Consider the following 16822-nt stretch of genomic DNA (forward strand, 5'->3'; position numbering starts at 1 on the left):
AAGTTATTTAAACGTAAAAACATTCGCCCAGTCCATTATTACGGACATGTAATTAATTCGCTCCGCAAACGGAGCCTGGAACACGGTTTTTTTGCGAAAAAAAACGCCGCATGAAGCGGCGTTTAGAGAGGATGTGTTGCGGCTTATTCGCCCGCTTTAGCCCACGTGTCACGTAGACCAACGGTACGGTTAAACACCAGCTTGTCAGCCGTTGCATAACGACTGTCCAGGCAGAAGTAACCTTCACGCTCAAACTGGAACGCTTTACCTGCAACCGCTGCCTTCAGCGACGGCTCACCGTAACCCTGCTTAATGACCAGCGATTCCGGGTTAATAACGGACAGGAAGTCTTCCGCCGCGCCTGGATTTGGCACGCTAAACAGACGATCGTACAAGCGGATTTCAATCGGCAGCGCATGGGATGCGCTCACCCAGTGAATAACGCCTTTGACTTTACGACCATCGGCCGGGTCTTTGCTCAGGGTGTCGGCATCGTAGGTGCAGAAAATGGTGGTGATATTCCCTTCCGCATCTTTCTCAACACGTTCGGCTTTGATCACATAAGCATTACGCAGACGTACTTCTTTGCCCATCACCAGACGCTTGTACTGCTTGTTCGCTTCTTCACGGAAGTCTGCGCGATCGATCCAAATTTCACCGCTAAATGGCACTTCGCGGCTGCCCATTTCCGGTTTGTTCGGATGGTTAGGCATGGTGACCAATTCGCTTTCGCCCTGCGGATAGTTTTCGATAACCAGTTTAACCGGATCGATAACCGCCATCGCGCGCGGGGCGTTTTCGTTCAGATCTTCGCGGATACAGGATTCCAGAGAAGCGATCTCAATGGTGTTGTCTTGTTTGGTCACGCCAATGCGTTTGCAGAACTCACGGATCGCGGCAGCGGTGTAACCGCGACGACGCAGGCCAGAAATCGTCGGCATACGCGGATCGTCCCAGCCTTCAACGTGCTTGTCGGTCACCAGCAGGTTCAGCTTGCGCTTGGACATCACGGTATATTCCAGATTCAGGCGCGAGAATTCGTACTGACGCGGATGAACCGGAATGGTGATGTTGTCCAGCACCCAGTCGTACAGACGACGGTTATCCTGGAACTCCAGCGTACACAGGGAATGCGTAATGCCTTCCAGCGCATCGCTGATGCAGTGGGTAAAGTCGTACATCGGGTAGATGCACCACTTGTTGCCGGTCTGGTGGTGTTCGGCGAACTTAATACGGTACAGCACCGGATCGCGCATCACGATAAACGGCGACGCCATATCGATTTTCGCACGCAGGCAGGCTTTACCTTCTTCAAAACCACCGGCACGCATTTTTTCGAACAGCGCCAGGTTCTCTTCGACGCTACGATCGCGGTACGGGCTATTTTTGCCAGGCTGAGTCAGCGTGCCGCGGTATTCACGGATTTCGTCCGCTGACAGTTCGTCAACGTACGCCAGGCCTTTATTAATAAGCTCTACCGCATAGGCGTGAAGCTGATCGAAGTAATCCGAAGAGTAGCGAATGTTGCCAGTCCAGTGGAAACCTAACCATTCAACGTCGTTTTTAATCGACTCAACGTACTCGATATCTTCTTTAACCGGGTTCGTATCATCAAAACGCAGGTTGCACTGGCCCTGGTAATCTTGCGCAATGCCAAAGTTCAGACAAATGGATTTCGCGTGGCCAATGTGCAGATAGCCATTTGGCTCCGGCGGAAAACGGGTATGGATAGTGGTGTGCTTACCACTGGCCAGATCTTCATCGATGATCTGACGAATAAAGTTACTCGGGCGGGCTTCAGCCTCACTCATCGTGGATTCCTCAAAGCGTAAACAACGTATAACGGAGTATGATCTTATAAGCGACGTCAGGAGACAACTATTAGTTGCACAAAAAAGGTGTTTCAACAGGATATATGAGGGCATTTGCTGCAAAAAAAAGCGGCGGAGGAATATCCCCCGCCGCTTAAGGCACTTAACTCACTTTACTCAGGAGCAGTTATTTACCTTTAATCTCATACAGTGGTGTTTGACCGGCAACCACATGACCTTCGGCTTTAATAACCAGAGCGCCGAAATCATCGCTGTTGCTGCACACAACCGGGCTTATCATGGAACGTGCGTTAGCGTTCAGGAACTCCAGATCCATTTCCAGAATCGGTTGGCCTGCAGTAACTTCCGCACCTTCTTCGACCAGACGCTTAAAGCCTTTGCCTTCCAGCGCTACGGTGTCGATGCCCATATGGACCACGATTTCCGCGCCTTTAACAGTTTCCAGGCAGAACGCATGGTTAGTGTTGAAGATTTTCACGATGGTGCCCGCAGCCGGAGCAACCACGATTTTATCCGTTGGTTTCACTGCAACGCCGTCGCCTACTGCTTTGCTGGCGAAGGCTTCATCAGGAACCTGTTCCAGCGCAACTACGTCACCAGTAATCGGAGAAACCAGCGCTTCAACGGTGACTGCATTCGCTACAGCCTGCGGTTTTGCTACTGGGGCCGCTGCTGCTGGCGCACTTTCACCAGATGCTGCTGCCACCGGGCCACGCGCGACAACTTTCTTCATTTCGTCGCCGATGGATTCGGCTTTCGCCCCCACGATGACCTGGATAGTTTGCTTGTTCAGCTTAACTACCCCAGATGCGCCTAAACGCTTACACATCGCATCGTTAACGCGACCGGAGTCGGCAACGGTCAGACGCAGACGAGTGATACAGGCATCAATCGCTTTCAGGTTATCAGTACCACCAACCGCTGCAATGTAGTTGGTTGCAAGTTGAGCCAAACCTTCTTCAGTGTTGCTGTTGGCTTCTTCAGTAACGATATCGTCTTCTTTATCTTCGCGGCCCGGCGTTTTCAGGTTAAACATACGAATAACCGCGCTGAACAGCACAAAGTAGATAACGAAGAACACCAGCCCCATCACTACCAGCATCCAGACGTTCTGGCTTGCTGCCGGCAGGTTGTACATCAACACGTAGTCGATAGCTCCTGCGGAGAAGGAGAAGCCTGCGTGGATCCCCAGCAGTGTTGCAACGAACAGGCTGATACCCGTTAACAGTGCGTGCAGGAGATACAGCAGTGGAGCCAGGAACATGAACAGGAATTCCAGCGGCTCGGTAACACCGGTCAGGAACGCGGTAATCGCAACGGACAGCAGCATACCGCCCACCATCGGACGACGTGCTTTCGGAGCCGCGAAGTACATTGCCAGCGCCGCACCCGGCAGACCAAACATCATGATTGGGAAGAAGCCAGACATGAACATACCCGCAGTGCCGTCACCCGCGTAGAAGCGGTTGATGTCACCGTGGAATACGGTACCTGCAGCGTTAGTAAATTCGCCAATCTGGAACCAGGCGATGGTGTTCAGCACCTGATGCAGACCGGTTGGGATCAGCAGACGGTTGATGAAACCAAAGATACCGGAACCCAGCGCGCCAGCGCCCACGATCCACTCACCACCCGCATGGATGGCGTTCTGTACCGGCGGCCATACGTAACCGAAGATAGCAGCCAGCACCAGACAGAAGAAGCCAGTGGCGATCGGCACAAAGCGTTTGCCGCCAAAGAAGCTCAGGAAGTCAGGCAGTTTGATACCAGACCAGCGGTTATACACGGCACCGCCGACCAGACCGGTGATGATACCAGCCAGCACGCCCATATTGATTGCAGGGTTAATGGTAACCATTGCTTTGGTCAATATGAAATAACCGACCGCACCTGCCAGCGCTGCTGCACCTGCGCTGTCTTTTGACCAGCTGGAAGCAACACCGATCGCAAAAATTAACGCGAGGTTATCAAAGATGGCCCCACCCGCTTGCGCGATGAAGGGTACGTTAAGTAAATCTGGTTGGCCGAATCGCAGCAGCAGTGCCGCGACTGGCAGCACAGCGATGGGGAGCTGTAACGCCCTACCCAGCCGCTGGAAAAAACCTAAAATATTCATTTTATTCCCCCTACGAGACCCCGATTAGGCTTCTTTGAAGCCATATTTTTATTGTGCGACCATTCCTGACAGCAAGATTCTGGAACAACGATATTAACCATTCATCTACATTCAGAGTGTGTGAAAAATTAATTCGTATCGCAAATTAAACGCGTGTTTTTTGTGATTCCAGTCACCAAATATCGTTATTAACCCTCCCTTTCACTGGCTAACTACGAAAACTTATTTTATCATTCAAAAAATCGAAACGGATTGATCCTTACCGATGCAAAACCAGGTTACGCTTATTACTGCACAGAGACTCAATCCGCCAACTGCTTACTTTTACTTTTGAGGTGAAGAATGAGACTGATCCCCCTGAATACCGCTGAACAAGTCGGCAAATGGGCTGCTCGCCATATCGTTAACCGTATTAACGCGTTCAAACCAACGGCAGATCGTCCGTTCGTTCTGGGCCTGCCGACTGGCGGTACTCCACTGACAGCTTATAAAGCATTGGTTGAAATGCACAAAGCGGGCCAGGTGAGCTTCAAGCATGTTGTTACGTTCAACATGGACGAATATGTTGGCCTACCGAAAGAGCATCCGGAAAGCTACCACAGCTTTATGCACCGCAATTTCTTTGATCACGTTGATATTCCAGCAGAAAACATCAACCTCCTCAATGGTAACGCGCCGGATATTGATGCAGAATGCCGTCAGTATGAAGAAAAAATCCGTTCTTACGGTAAAATCCACCTGTTTATGGGCGGTGTAGGCAACGATGGTCACATCGCGTTCAACGAACCAGCTTCCTCTTTGGCTTCCCGTACCCGCATCAAAACGCTGACTCACGACACACGTGTTGCTAACTCACGCTTCTTTGACGGCGACGTAAGCCAGGTGCCTAAATATGCGCTGACCGTTGGCGTGGGCACCCTGCTGGATGCTGAAGAAGTGATGATCCTGGTTCTGGGCCACCAGAAAGCACAGGCGCTGCAAGCTGCCGTTGAAGGCAACGTTAACCACATGTGGACCATCAGCTGCCTGCAGTTGCATCCAAAAGCCGTTGTGGTCTGCGATGAGCCTTCCACCATGGAACTGAAAGTGAAGACGCTGAAATACTTCAACGAGTTAGAAGCGGAAAATATTAAAGGTCTGTAATTGATGTCTCCGCCCTGTCGATAAGTTGCAGGGCGGCATTTTTTGAAATCGGGGGTCGGAATGTATGCTTTAACCCAGGGCCGGATCTTTACCGGTCACGAAATTCTTGATGACCATGCGATTATTGTCGCCAATGGCCTGATCGACAGCGTTTGCCCACTGGCTGAATTACCGTCAGGGATTGAACAGCGCTCACTGAATGGGGCCATTGTTTCCCCCGGTTTTATTGATGTACAGCTGAACGGCTGCGGCGGTGTGCAGTTTAACGATACGGCAGAAGCCGTAACCGTTGAAACGCTGGAAATCATGCAGAAAGCCAATGAAAAATCTGGCTGCACCAACTATCTGCCAACGCTTATCACCACCAGCGATGACCTGATGAAACAAGGTGTTCGCGTGATGCGTGAATACCTGGCGAAACACCCCAATCAGGCATTAGGACTTCATCTTGAAGGCCCGTGGCTGAACCTGGTGAAAAAAGGTACACATAATCCGGGATTTGTCCGTCAGCCGGACGCTGCGTTGGTTGATTTCCTGTGCGATAATGCGGATGTGATCACCAAAGTCACACTGGCACCAGAAATGGTCCCGGTAGAGGTCATCACCAAACTGGTGAATGCGGGTATCGTGGTTTCTGCGGGTCACTCCAATGCAACGGTAAAAGAAGCAAAAATCGGATTCCGTGCAGGTATTACCTTTGCAACGCATCTGTTCAACGCGATGCCGTACATTACCGGCCGCGAACCCGGTCTGGCGGGCGCTATTTTGGATGAAGCCGATATCTACTGCGGTATCATCGCCGATGGCCTGCACGTTGACTACGTTAACATTCGTAATGCTAAGCGCCTGAAAGGCGACAAGCTGTGCCTGGTCACTGACGCGACAGCGCCAGCAGGTGCAAACATTGAACAGTTCATTTTCGCTGGTAAAACAATATACTACCGCAATGGACTGTGTGTTGATGAGAACGGCACGTTGAGCGGTTCATCATTAACCATGATTGAAGGCGTACGCAATCTGGTCGAGCATGCAAATATCGCCCTCGACGAAGTCTTACGCATGGCAACGCTCTACCCTGCTCGCGCCATCGGCGTCGACAAACAACTCGGCAGCATCGCGCCAGGCAAAGTAGCCAACCTGACTGCGTTCACGCACGACTTTAAAATTATCAAGACCATCGTTAATGGCAACGAGGTCGTTACTGAGTAAGAGAAAGAATGACACCAGGCGGACAAGCTCAAATAGGTAATGTTGATCTCGTAAAACAGCTTAACAGCGCGGCGGTTTATCGCCTGATTGACCAGCATGGGCCAATCTCGCGAATTCAAATTGCCGAGCAAAGCCAGCTTGCCCCCGCCAGCGTAACCAAAATTACGCGTCAGTTGATCGAACGCGGGCTGATCAAAGAAGTCGATCAGCAGGCCTCCACCGGGGGCCGCCGCGCTATCTCTATCGTCACAGAAACTCGCAATTTCCACGCCATTGGCGTACGACTGGGTCGCCACGACACAACGCTCACGCTCTATGATATGAGCAGTAAAGTTGTCGCCGAAGAGCATTACCCCCTCCCGGAGCGCACCCAGGAAACGCTGGAATATGCGCTGCTCAACACCATTGCCATCTTTATTGAGAGCTGCCAGCGGAAAATCCGTGAGCTGATCGCAATTTCTGTCATCCTGCCAGGCCTTGTCGATCCTGAAAGCGGCGTCATCCGCTATATGCCACACATTCAGGTCGAAAACTGGGGACTGGTCGAAGCGCTCGAAAAACGCTTCAAAGTCACCTGCTTTGTTGGTCATGATATTCGCAGCCTGGCGCTGGCTGAGCACTATTTCGGGGCAAGCCAGGATTGCGAAGACTCCATTTTGGTGCGAGTGCACCGCGGAACCGGCGCGGGTATCATCTCCAATGGCAGAATTTTCATCGGTCGCAATGGCAACGTCGGCGAGATTGGTCATATTCAGGTAGAGCCGCTGGGTGAGCGCTGTCACTGCGGTAATTTCGGCTGCCTGGAAACCATTGCCGCCAATGCTTCTATTGAACATCGCGTGCAGAACTTACTGAAGCAGGGTTATCCAAGTCGACTCACGCTGGATGATTGCAGCATCAAAGCCATCTGTAAGGCCGCGAATAAAGGCGATAATCTGGCAGCAGAAGTTATTGAGCACGTTGGTCGCCACCTGGGTAAAACTATCGCCATTGCCATCAACCTGTTTAACCCGCAAAAAATCGTCATTGCGGGCGAAATTACCGAGGCTGATAAGGTGCTGCTGCCTGCGATAGAAAGCTGTATCAACACGCAGGCGTTGAAAGCGTTTCGCCATAATTTACCGGTGGTTCGGTCCACGCTGGATCACCGCTCCGCCATTGGCGCCTTTGCGCTGGTGAAGCGCGCAATGCTCAACGGGACATTGCTACAACGTTTGCTGGAAAGCTAATGCTCTCATATAGTAGTCGATTACTATCAGACTCATAACGAATTCCCTGGGTAGTCCATGGCCATTAAGAATGTAATTTGTGATATCGACGGCGTGCTGATGCACGACAATGTTGCTGTACCGGGTGCGGCAGAATTTTTGACTGGGATTCTGGAAAAAGGTTTGCCGTTAGTCCTGCTGACTAACTACCCTTCGCAAACCGGGCAAGATCTGGCAAACCGCTTCGCCACCGCGGGTGTGAATGTCCCTGATAGCGTCTTTTATACTTCCGCGATGGCTACCGCTGATTTTCTTCGTCGCCAGGAAGGGAAAAAGGCCTACGTGGTGGGTGAAGGCGCGTTAATTCACGAACTGTATAAAGCTGGATTTACCATTACCGACGTGAACCCCGATTTTGTGATTGTTGGCGAGACACGTTCCTATAACTGGGACATGATGCATAAAGCAGCCTATTTTGTCGCCAACGGCGCGCGTTTTATCGCCACTAACCCGGATACCCACGGTCGCGGCTTTTATCCCGCCTGTGGAGCACTCTGTGCCGGTATTGAGAAGATCTCAGGTCGTAAACCGTTTTATGTCGGCAAACCCAGCCCGTGGATTATTCGCGCGGCTCTCAACAAAATGCAGGCGCACTCGGAAGAAACCGTTATCGTTGGTGACAACCTGCGTACCGATATTCTGGCAGGTTTTCAGGCGGGTCTGGAAACTATCCTGGTACTGTCTGGCGTATCCAAGCTTGATGATATTGACAACATGCCGTTCAGACCAAGCTGGATTTACCCGTCCGTTGCTGAAATAGACGTCATTTAATCTCTTTAGCCGGATAACAACATCTGCAAGTTATCCGGCCTGAAAAATACATCCATTCAATAAAATCACCACTTCACTGTTGATTCATCAATAATAGCGTTCATTACATAATCTTTTTTCATCAATCAGCAATGACCATTGCGTTTTTTATTTTCTGACCCGTAATTCGCTTGCGCCCTCTCCAGCTTTGCGGCATTTTCTTTATCAAGCAAACATAAAAAGCATCACGCAACAGGTTAACGGAGAAGGTTATGTGTTCTATTTTTGGCGTATTCGATATTAAAACTGACGCAGTTGAACTGCGTAAAAAAGCCCTGGAACTGTCTCGTCTGATGCGCCACCGCGGCCCGGACTGGTCAGGTATTTACGCCTGTGATAACGCCATTCTGGCGCACGAACGTCTGTCCATCGTCGACGTCAATGCCGGTGCTCAGCCGCTGTACAACGTGAAGAAGACACATATCCTGGCGGTTAACGGTGAAATTTATAACCACCAGACACTGCGTGCTGAATACGGCGATCGCTACCAGTTCCAGACCGGTTCCGACTGCGAAGTTATCCTCGCCCTGTATCAGGAAAAAGGACCCGCGTTCCTCGATGACCTGCAAGGGATGTTCGCTTTTGCCCTGTACGACAGCGAGCAGGACGCCTACCTGATCGGTCGTGATCATATCGGGATCATCCCGCTGTATATGGGTTACGACGAGCACGGTAACTTCTACGTTGCGTCTGAAATGAAAGCGCTGGTTCCCGTCTGCCGCACAATCAAAGAATTCCCGGCCGGTAGCTATTTGTGGAGTAAAGACGGTGAAATTCGTCAGTACTACCAGCGCGACTGGTTTGAATACGATGCAGTCAAAGACAACGTTACCGATAAAAACGAGCTGCGCCAGGCACTGGAAGATGCGGTGAAAAGCCACCTGATGTCAGATGTTCCTTATGGAGTGCTGCTGTCCGGCGGTCTGGATTCATCCGTAATTTCCGCGATAACTAAAAAATACGCGGCACGCCGTGTTGAAGATCAGGAACGTAGCGAAGCCTGGTGGCCACAGCTGCACTCCTTCGCCGTCGGCCTGGAAGGCGCTCCGGATCTGAAAGCTGCGCAAGAGGTGGCGAACCATCTGGGGACCGTGCACCATGAGATCCACTTCACCGTGCAGGAAGGTCTGGATGCGATCCGCGACGTGATTTACCACATCGAAACTTACGATGTCACGACGATTCGCGCCTCGACGCCAATGTACTTAATGTCGCGTAAAATTAAAGCGATGGGCATTAAAATGGTGTTGTCGGGTGAAGGTTCGGACGAAGTGTTTGGCGGCTATCTCTATTTCCACAAAGCGCCAGATGCAAAAGAACTGCACGAAGAAACCGTGCGCAAGCTGCAAGCGCTGCATATGTTCGACTGCGCCCGTGCCAACAAAGCCATGTCGGCCTGGGGTGTAGAAGCCCGCGTGCCCTTCCTGGATAAGAAATTCCTTGATGTGGCGATGCGCATCAACCCACAGGACAAAATGTGCGGCAACGGCAAAATGGAAAAACACGTTCTGCGCGAATGTTTTGAGTCCTACCTGCCGGCAAGCGTCGCATGGCGTCAGAAAGAGCAGTTCTCTGACGGTGTCGGTTACAGCTGGATTGACACTCTGAAAGAGGTGGCTGCAGAACAAGTTTCTGACCAACAACTGGAAACTGCCAGCTTCCGTTTCCCGTACAACACGCCATCGTCAAAAGAAGCGTATTTGTACCGTGAGATTTTCGAAGAGTTGTTCCCGGTAGCAAGCGCTGCCGAATGTGTGCCGGGCGGGCCGTCGGTTGCCTGTTCTTCTGCTAAGGCGATCGAATGGGATGAGGCGTTTAAAACCATGAACGATCCGTCTGGCCGTGCCGTTGGCGTACATCAGTCCGCTTATAAATAAGTTAATCCTTAGATAAGAGCCCTGCGGGGCTCTTTTTTTATGTTTGTTTTCTGTGCAAAAAAACAATTAATAACTAATAATTGCCGAATATTGCGTCATGCTGTTCGCAACCTAACCAAACAGTCACATTCCAGCTATTTTCAATGAAAAAGGGGTTGACGCTTCAAGGCTCAATACGCATAATGCGCCCCGCAACGCCGATAAGGTTACGCGAAAAAAAGATGGCTACGTAGCTCAGCTGGTTAGAGCACATCACTCATAATGATGGGGTCACAGGTTCGAATCCCGTCGTAGCCACCATCTTTTTTGCGGGAGTGGCGAAATTGGTAGACGCACCAGATTTAGGTTCTGGCGCCGCAAGGTGTGCGAGTTCAAGTCTCGCCTCCCGCACCATTCACCCGTAAGCGTTGCACGGATGGGGTATCGCCAAGCGGTAAGGCACCGGTTTTTGATACCGGCATTCCCTGGTTCGAATCCAGGTACCCCAGCCATTTTTTCTTCGATATAGCGGTTCACCGCAACGGTCATTGGGGTATCGCCAAGCGGTAAGGCACCGGTTTTTGATACCGGCATTCCCTGGTTCGAATCCAGGTACCCCAGCCATCGAAGAAAATGTTAGTATTTGGCTACGTAGCTCAGCTGGTTAGAGCACATCACTCATAATGATGGGGTCACAGGTTCGAATCCCGTCGTAGCCACCATATTAAGGACATATCGACTCGTTCGGTAAATCCAAAAAATTGTTGGGGTATCGCCAAGCGGTAAGGCTCTGGTTTCTGATACCAGCATTCCGAGGTTCGAATCCTCGTACCCCAGCCAATTTCAAAAAGTCGTCCACTCTGTGGGTGCACCCGTTGGGGTATCGCCAAGCGGTAAGGCTCTGGTTTCTGATACCAGCATTCCGAGGTTCGAATCCTCGTACCCCAGCCATATTAAAAAAGCTCGCCTCGGCGAGCTTTTTGCTTTTCTAACGTTGGGTGACGGCAAGCCTTAACCGGCCTACATGACTTGTAGGCCTGATAAACGTAGCGCCATCAGGCACCACTCGAGCTACAACCCTAACGCATACTTCAGTGCCTGACGTTTCAGTACGCCAGCGCGCTCTGCGGCCATGAGCCCGAGATTACGCATGATGCGCAGCGGCTGCAGGTTATTGCTGAATCCGGCATAGAACAGATCCATACCGCTTTGCATTATGAAATTGTCAGTCATACGGCGATTCTGATAGCGCTTGAGCACCGGCTGACTGGCCCAGGATTCACCGTAGCTGCGCGCGTTCACCAGCACATCAATCAACGCATCGACATCACGAAAGCCCAGATTAACGCCCTGCCCCGCCAGCGGATGAATGGTATGCGCGGCATCACCTACCAGCGCCAGCCCCGGTTGCACATATTGCAGCGCATGACGACGCGTAAGCGGGAACGCCCCCGCAGCCACTGGCATCACCTTACCGAGTCGCGATGGAAAATGTTTAGCAATCTCCGTCTGCAATTGCGGCATATTCAGCGCTTGCAATTGGCGGATGCGAGCCGGTGAGTCGTACCACACCAACGAGGCCCAGTTATCAAACAGCGGTAAAAACGCGCGCGGGCCGTCAGGCGTAAATTGCTGCCAGGTGCTGTCTCCCGGTGAATTTTCGCATTGCACGGTTATCAACATACAGGACTGCGCGTACTGCCAGGCATGGATACCAATCCCGGCCATTTTTCGCACCTGAGAGTTGGCACCATCGGCGCCGATGACCAGCTTCGCGCTAATAGTTTCGCCACCTGCCAGCTCAAGCTCATGTCGATCGTTATGTTGATGCAAAGAAATCAGGGACGCCGGTACGCGCAGCGTGACTTTAGGGTGAGCTTGCAGCGCCTGCCAGAGCGCCTGTTGCAGGACCGTGTTTTCCACCATATAGCCCAACAGAGGCAGCTTAAGCTCGGCGGCATCAAACATCACATGGGCATTTTCCCACTCCCACGTTTCCAGTCGACGATAAGGATGGCTGCGCATCCCCTGCACCGTATCCCAGACGCCCAGCCCTTTTAGCAACGACACCGACGCGGAACTAATGGCAGAAATTCTGACATCAGGCTGTCCGTCAGCCACAAACGGCGCGGGAACGGCATGCTCGATGACCGTTACCGTAAATCCATGCTGCGCCAGTCCAAGCGCCAGCGCGCCGCCGACCATCCCCCCGCCGACAATGGCAATTTCCGTTGGTTGATTTGTCATGGTCAATTATCCAGTTACATGTATTGTGTAAGTTTACAGGATTTTTTACCCCTTGAGGCTGACATCCGTCATACTGGTCACAACCGCGCCAAAGCAGTACACTATGCGCCCTGCATTTCAGCCACAATTTCGCAAGAGCAAGTCGATGACCAAAAAACTCCATATTAAAACCTGGGGCTGTCAGATGAACGAATACGATTCATCGAAGATGGCCGATCTGCTGGATGCCACTCATGGGTATCAACTGACTGACGTGGCGGAAGAAGCGGATGTGCTGCTGCTGAATACCTGCTCAATCCGTGAGAAGGCTCAGGAAAAAGTGTTCCATCAACTGGGCCGCTGGAAACTGTTAAAAGAGAAAAACCCCAAGCTCATCATTGGGGTCGGTGGCTGTGTTGCGTCTCAGGAAGGCGATCATATTCGCCAGCGCGCGCATTACGTCGATATTATTTTTGGGCCGCAAACGCTGCACCGCCTGCCGGAAATGATCAACAAAGTGCGTGGAAGCACGACCCGTAGCCCGGTGGTTGATATCAGTTTCCCGGAGATCGAAAAGTTCGACCGCCTGCCGGAACCGCGTGCTGAAGGTCCAAGCGCGTTTGTGTCCATCATGGAAGGTTGTAATAAATATTGTACTTACTGCGTGGTGCCCTACACCCGTGGTGAGGAAGTCAGCCGTCCGGCGGATGATATTCTGTTTGAAATCGCCCAGCTTGCAGCCCAAGGCGTGCGTGAAGTGAACCTGCTGGGGCAAAACGTGAACGCCTGGCGTGGGGAGAACTACGACGGCACGATCGGATCTTTTGCCGATCTGTTACGTCTGGTCGCAGCGATCGACGGCATTGATCGTATCCGCTTCACCACCAGCCATCCGATCGAATTCACCGATGATATCGTTGAAGTTTATCGCGATACGCCAGAGCTGGTGAGCTTCCTGCATCTGCCGGTACAGAGCGGTTCAGACCGCGTACTGAACCTGATGGGGCGTACCCATACCGCGCTGGAATACAAAGCGATCATCCGCAAACTGCGCGCTGCGCGTCCGGATATCCAGATTAGCTCCGACTTCATCGTTGGCTTCCCGGGTGAAACCACGCAGGATTTCGAGCAGACCATGAAGCTGATTGCTGACGTCAATTTTGACATGAGCTACAGCTTTATTTTCTCTGCGCGTCCTGGCACCCCTGCCGCCGATATGGTTGACGACGTACCGGAAGAAGAGAAGAAACAGCGTCTGTACATTCTACAGGAGCGTATCAACCAGCAAGCTATGGCCTGGAGCCGCCGTATGGTCGGCACGACCCAGCGCATTCTGGTTGAAGGCACATCGCGTAAGAGCATCATGGAACTGTCAGGCCGTACCGAAAATAACCGTGTGGTGAACTTTGAAGGCAACCCGGATATGGTCGGTAAGTTCGTAGACGTAGAAATTACCGATGTCTGGACTAACTCCCTGCGCGGTAAAGTGGTGCGTACCGAGGACGAAATGGGTCTGCGTATCGCAGAATCCCCTGAATCGGTCATTGCGCGTACCCGCAAAGAAAACGATCTGGGCGTCGGTATTTATCAGCCTTAATCCTGCTGAAAAACGTAAAAAAGGCCCGATACTGCTACACTTATCGGGCCTACAATCCTGGGCTCGCTGTCCCGGCGGGTCTTGTAATCTGCCCTATCATCCCCATATTTGCTGCAATGCTTGCGCCTTTCCCCCATGGCGTGAATAATTTCCTTAGATGCCGGTAAATGTTCAGCGTCCGGCGAGACATGCATAAGAGGAACAGTTTGAACATAGACACTCGCGAAATCACCCTTGAACCAGCAGACAACGCCCGCCTGTTGAGCCTTTGCGGCCCATTTGATGACAACATCAAACAGCTGGAACGTCGCCTCGGCATCGAAATTAACCGCCGTGATAACCACTTTAAACTGACCGGTCGTCCAATTTGCGTCACCGCTGCGGCAGATATTTTACGTAGCCTGTACGTCGATACCGCCCCAATGCGCGGTCAGACGCAGGACATCGAGCCTGAACAAATTCATCTGGCGATCAAAGAAGCGCGTGTGCTTGAGCAAAGCGCAGACAGCATGCCTGAATTTGGCAAAGCGGTGAACATCAAAACCAAGCGTGGAGTAATTAAGCCGCGCACGCCGAACCAGGCACAGTACATTGCGAATATCCTCGACCACGACATCACATTTGGCGTTGGCCCTGCGGGTACAGGTAAAACGTATCTCGCGGTTGCCGCTGCGGTTGATGCGCTTGAGCGTCAGGAGATCCGTCGCATTCTGCTGACCCGTCCGGCAGTGGAAGCGGGCGAAAAACTGGGATTCCTGCCAGGAGATCTCAGCCAGAAAGTCGATCCGTATTTACGACCGCTGTATGACGCGCTTTTCGAAATGCTCGGCTTTGAAAAGGTTGAAAAGCTGATTGAGCGTAACGTCATTGAAGTTGCGCCCCTGGCCTACATGCGCGGTCGTACGTTGAACGATGCGTTCATCATTCTTGATGAAAGCCAGAACACCACCATCGAACAGATGAAAATGTTCCTGACCCGTATCGGCTTTAACTCCAAAGCGGTCATCACTGGCGATATCACCCAGATTGACCTGCCGCGTAGCACCAAATCCGGTCTGCGTCATGCCATTGAAGTGCTGGCTGAAGTCGACGAAATTAGTTTTAATTTCTTCCATAGCGAAGACGTGGTGCGCCACCCGGTGGTCGCCCGTATCGTCACGGCGTATGAAGCCTGGGAAGAAGCAGAACAGAAACGCAAAGCCGAGCAGGCTGCAGAACGCAAGCGCGAAGCTCAGGAGCAGGAACAAAAATGAGTCAGGTTATCCTCGATTTACAGCTGGCATGTGAAGACGAATCCGGTTTGCCAACAGAAAGTCAGTTTCAGGGCTGGCTGGATGCGGTGATCCCGCAGTTTCAGGAAGAGTCTGAAGTGACGATTCGTCTGGTCGATGACGCGGAAAGCCACGACCTGAACCTGACCTATCGCGGGAAAGATAAATCCACCAACGTGCTCTCTTTCCCGTTTGAAGCCCCGCCGGGCATTGAAATGCCGCTACTGGGCGATTTGATCATCTGCCGTCAGGTGGTCGAGAAAGAAGCGCAGGAGCAAGGCAAACCGCTTGAGGCCCACTGGGCGCACATGGTGGTGCACGGTAGCCTGCATTTACTCGGCTACGACCATATTGAAGACGATGAAGCGGAAGAGATGGAATCCCTCGAAACAGAGATTATGCTTGCTCTGGGCTATGAGGATCCGTACATTGCCGAGAAGATTGCAGAATAGTAGCTTGCCGGATGGCGGCGCTTGCGCCTAATCCGGCCTACATTCATGCCTTTCGTAGGCCTGATAAGCGTAGCGCCATCAGGCAAAACATGCCGTCAACAGCTGAGTAAACGCATGACGCGCTTTGTATTAACTAACATGAGAACCCATACGACGCCATGAGCGACGACAATTCACACAGTAGTGACACCTTAAACAGCAAAAAGGGATTTTTTTCCCTGTTACTGAGCCAACTTTTCCACGGTGAACCGAAAAACCGCGACGAACTGTTGGAGCTGATCCGTGATTCCGGGCAAAACGACCTTATCGATGAAGATACGCGCGATATGCTCGAAGGGGTAATGGATATTGCGGACCAACGCGTTCGCGACATCATGATCCCTCGCTCCCAGATGATTACCCTGAAACGCAACCAAACTCTGGACGAATGCCTCGATGTCATTATCGAGTCTGCCCACTCGCGTTTCCCGGTAATTAGCGAAGACAAGGATCACATTGAAGGGATTCTGATGGCCAAAGATCTGCTGCCATTTATGCGTAGCGATGCCGAAGCCTTCAGCATGGAGAAAGTGTTACGCCAGGCGGTTGTCGTCCCTGAAAGCAAGCGGGTTGACCGCATGCTGAAAGAGTTCCGCTCCCAGCGTTATCATATGGCTATCGTCATCGACGAGTTCGGCGGTGTCTCAGGTCTGGTGACCATTGAGGACATCCTTGAACTGATTGTCGGTGAAATTGAAGATGAGTACGACGAAGAAGACGATATTGATTTCCGTCAACTCAGTCGCCACACCTGGACTATTCGCGCGCTGGCGCCAATTGAAGACTTCAACGAAGCTTTCGGCACGCATTTCAGCGATGAAGAAGTGGATACCATTGGCGGGTTGGTCATGCAGGCCTTCGGTCATCTGCCCGCACGCGGGGAGACTATCGACATTGATGGTTACCAGTTCAAAGTGGCAATGGCCGACAGCCGTCGTATTATTCAGGTTCATGTCAGAATTCCGGACGACTCACCCCAGCCCAAACTGGACGAATAAACCCG

Annotated in this window: 12 protein-coding genes and 7 tRNA genes; 16 read left to right on the forward strand and 3 right to left on the reverse strand. The window is 51.9% G+C overall.

The annotated features are described in order from the left end of the window. Positions 1-143: 143 nt before the first annotated feature. Positions 144-1811: a glutamine--tRNA ligase gene (gene glnS, locus SK35_RS17605; protein ID WP_048214684.1), complete on the reverse strand. Its 1668-nt coding sequence runs from the start codon at positions 1809-1811 to the stop codon at positions 144-146. A gap of 187 nt (positions 1812-1998) precedes the next feature. Then, positions 1999-3948, reverse strand: coding sequence for a PTS N-acetyl glucosamine transporter subunit IIABC (gene nagE / locus SK35_RS17610; RefSeq protein WP_003831342.1), 1950 nt, complete (start codon positions 3946-3948; stop codon positions 1999-2001). A 342-nt stretch (positions 3949-4290) separates the two neighbouring features. Here nagE and nagB point away from each other — a divergent pair, with 342 nt between their 5' ends. From nagB to SK35_RS17670, 12 genes are all read left to right on the forward strand, one after another. Further along, complete coding sequence (gene nagB / locus SK35_RS17615) at positions 4291-5091, forward strand: glucosamine-6-phosphate deaminase (protein WP_003022803.1); 801 nt, start codon at positions 4291-4293, stop codon at positions 5089-5091. A gap of 60 nt (positions 5092-5151) precedes the next feature. Beyond that, positions 5152-6300 (forward strand): N-acetylglucosamine-6-phosphate deacetylase, encoded by a 1149-nt coding sequence (nagA, locus tag SK35_RS17620; RefSeq protein ID WP_048214685.1) that lies wholly within the window; start codon positions 5152-5154, stop codon positions 6298-6300. Between the two features lie 8 nt (positions 6301-6308). Continuing rightward, positions 6309-7529, forward strand: coding sequence for a DNA-binding transcriptional regulator NagC (gene nagC / locus SK35_RS17625; protein WP_003022796.1), 1221 nt, complete (start codon positions 6309-6311; stop codon positions 7527-7529). A 57-nt stretch (positions 7530-7586) separates the two neighbouring features. Continuing rightward, positions 7587-8339 carry a ribonucleotide monophosphatase NagD gene (nagD, locus tag SK35_RS17630; RefSeq protein ID WP_003022792.1) on the forward strand — a complete coding sequence of 251 codons (753 nt, stop codon included), beginning with the start codon at positions 7587-7589 and terminating at the stop codon, positions 8337-8339. Positions 8340-8590: 251 nt separating this feature from the next. Then, positions 8591-10255 (forward strand): asparagine synthase B, encoded by a 1665-nt coding sequence (gene asnB / locus SK35_RS17635; protein WP_008784099.1) that lies wholly within the window; start codon positions 8591-8593, stop codon positions 10253-10255. Between the two features lie 223 nt (positions 10256-10478). Next, positions 10479-10555: transfer RNA gene (locus SK35_RS17640), tRNA-Met, on the forward strand. Positions 10556-10563: 8 nt separating this feature from the next. Continuing rightward, positions 10564-10648: transfer RNA gene (locus tag SK35_RS17645), tRNA-Leu, on the forward strand. Between the two features lie 23 nt (positions 10649-10671). Then, positions 10672-10746, forward strand: a tRNA-Gln gene (locus SK35_RS17650). Between the two features lie 37 nt (positions 10747-10783). Then, a tRNA-Gln gene (locus SK35_RS17655) sits at positions 10784-10858 on the forward strand. 21 nt (positions 10859-10879) lie between these two features. Then, a tRNA-Met gene (locus SK35_RS17660) sits at positions 10880-10956 on the forward strand. A 43-nt stretch (positions 10957-10999) separates the two neighbouring features. Continuing rightward, positions 11000-11074, forward strand: a tRNA-Gln gene (locus tag SK35_RS17665). Positions 11075-11110: 36 nt separating this feature from the next. Next, positions 11111-11185, forward strand: a tRNA-Gln gene (locus tag SK35_RS17670). 120 nt (positions 11186-11305) lie between these two features. Here SK35_RS17670 and ubiF read toward each other — a convergent pair. Beyond that, positions 11306-12481, reverse strand: a complete 1176-nt coding sequence (ubiF, locus tag SK35_RS17675; protein ID WP_048214686.1) for a 3-demethoxyubiquinol 3-hydroxylase — start codon at positions 12479-12481, stop codon at positions 11306-11308. 145 nt (positions 12482-12626) lie between these two features. Between ubiF and miaB the strand changes: the two genes are divergently transcribed. From miaB to corC, 4 genes are all read left to right on the forward strand, one after another. Next, positions 12627-14057 carry a tRNA (N6-isopentenyl adenosine(37)-C2)-methylthiotransferase MiaB gene (miaB, locus tag SK35_RS17680; RefSeq protein WP_003831327.1) on the forward strand — a complete coding sequence of 477 codons (1431 nt, stop codon included), beginning with the start codon at positions 12627-12629 and terminating at the stop codon, positions 14055-14057. A gap of 206 nt (positions 14058-14263) precedes the next feature. Further along, the gene (locus SK35_RS17685; RefSeq protein WP_048214687.1) at positions 14264-15310 is read left to right on the forward strand and encodes a PhoH family protein; all 1047 of its coding nucleotides are present in this window, start codon (positions 14264-14266) and stop codon (positions 15308-15310) included. Next, a complete protein-coding gene (ybeY, locus tag SK35_RS17690; protein ID WP_048214688.1) occupies positions 15307-15780 on the forward strand; it encodes an rRNA maturation RNase YbeY in 474 nt (157 codons plus the stop codon). The genes SK35_RS17685 and ybeY overlap by 4 nt, the downstream gene beginning before the upstream one ends. A gap of 158 nt (positions 15781-15938) precedes the next feature. After that, entirely contained in the window at positions 15939-16817 is an 879-nt protein-coding gene (corC, locus tag SK35_RS17695; protein WP_003022770.1) for a CNNM family magnesium/cobalt transport protein CorC, read from the forward strand. The last annotated feature ends 5 nt before the right edge of the window (positions 16818-16822 follow it).

The sequence above is a fragment of the Citrobacter sp. MGH105 genome, assembly GCF_001037485.2.
GTDB lineage: Bacteria > Pseudomonadota > Gammaproteobacteria > Enterobacterales > Enterobacteriaceae > Citrobacter > Citrobacter portucalensis.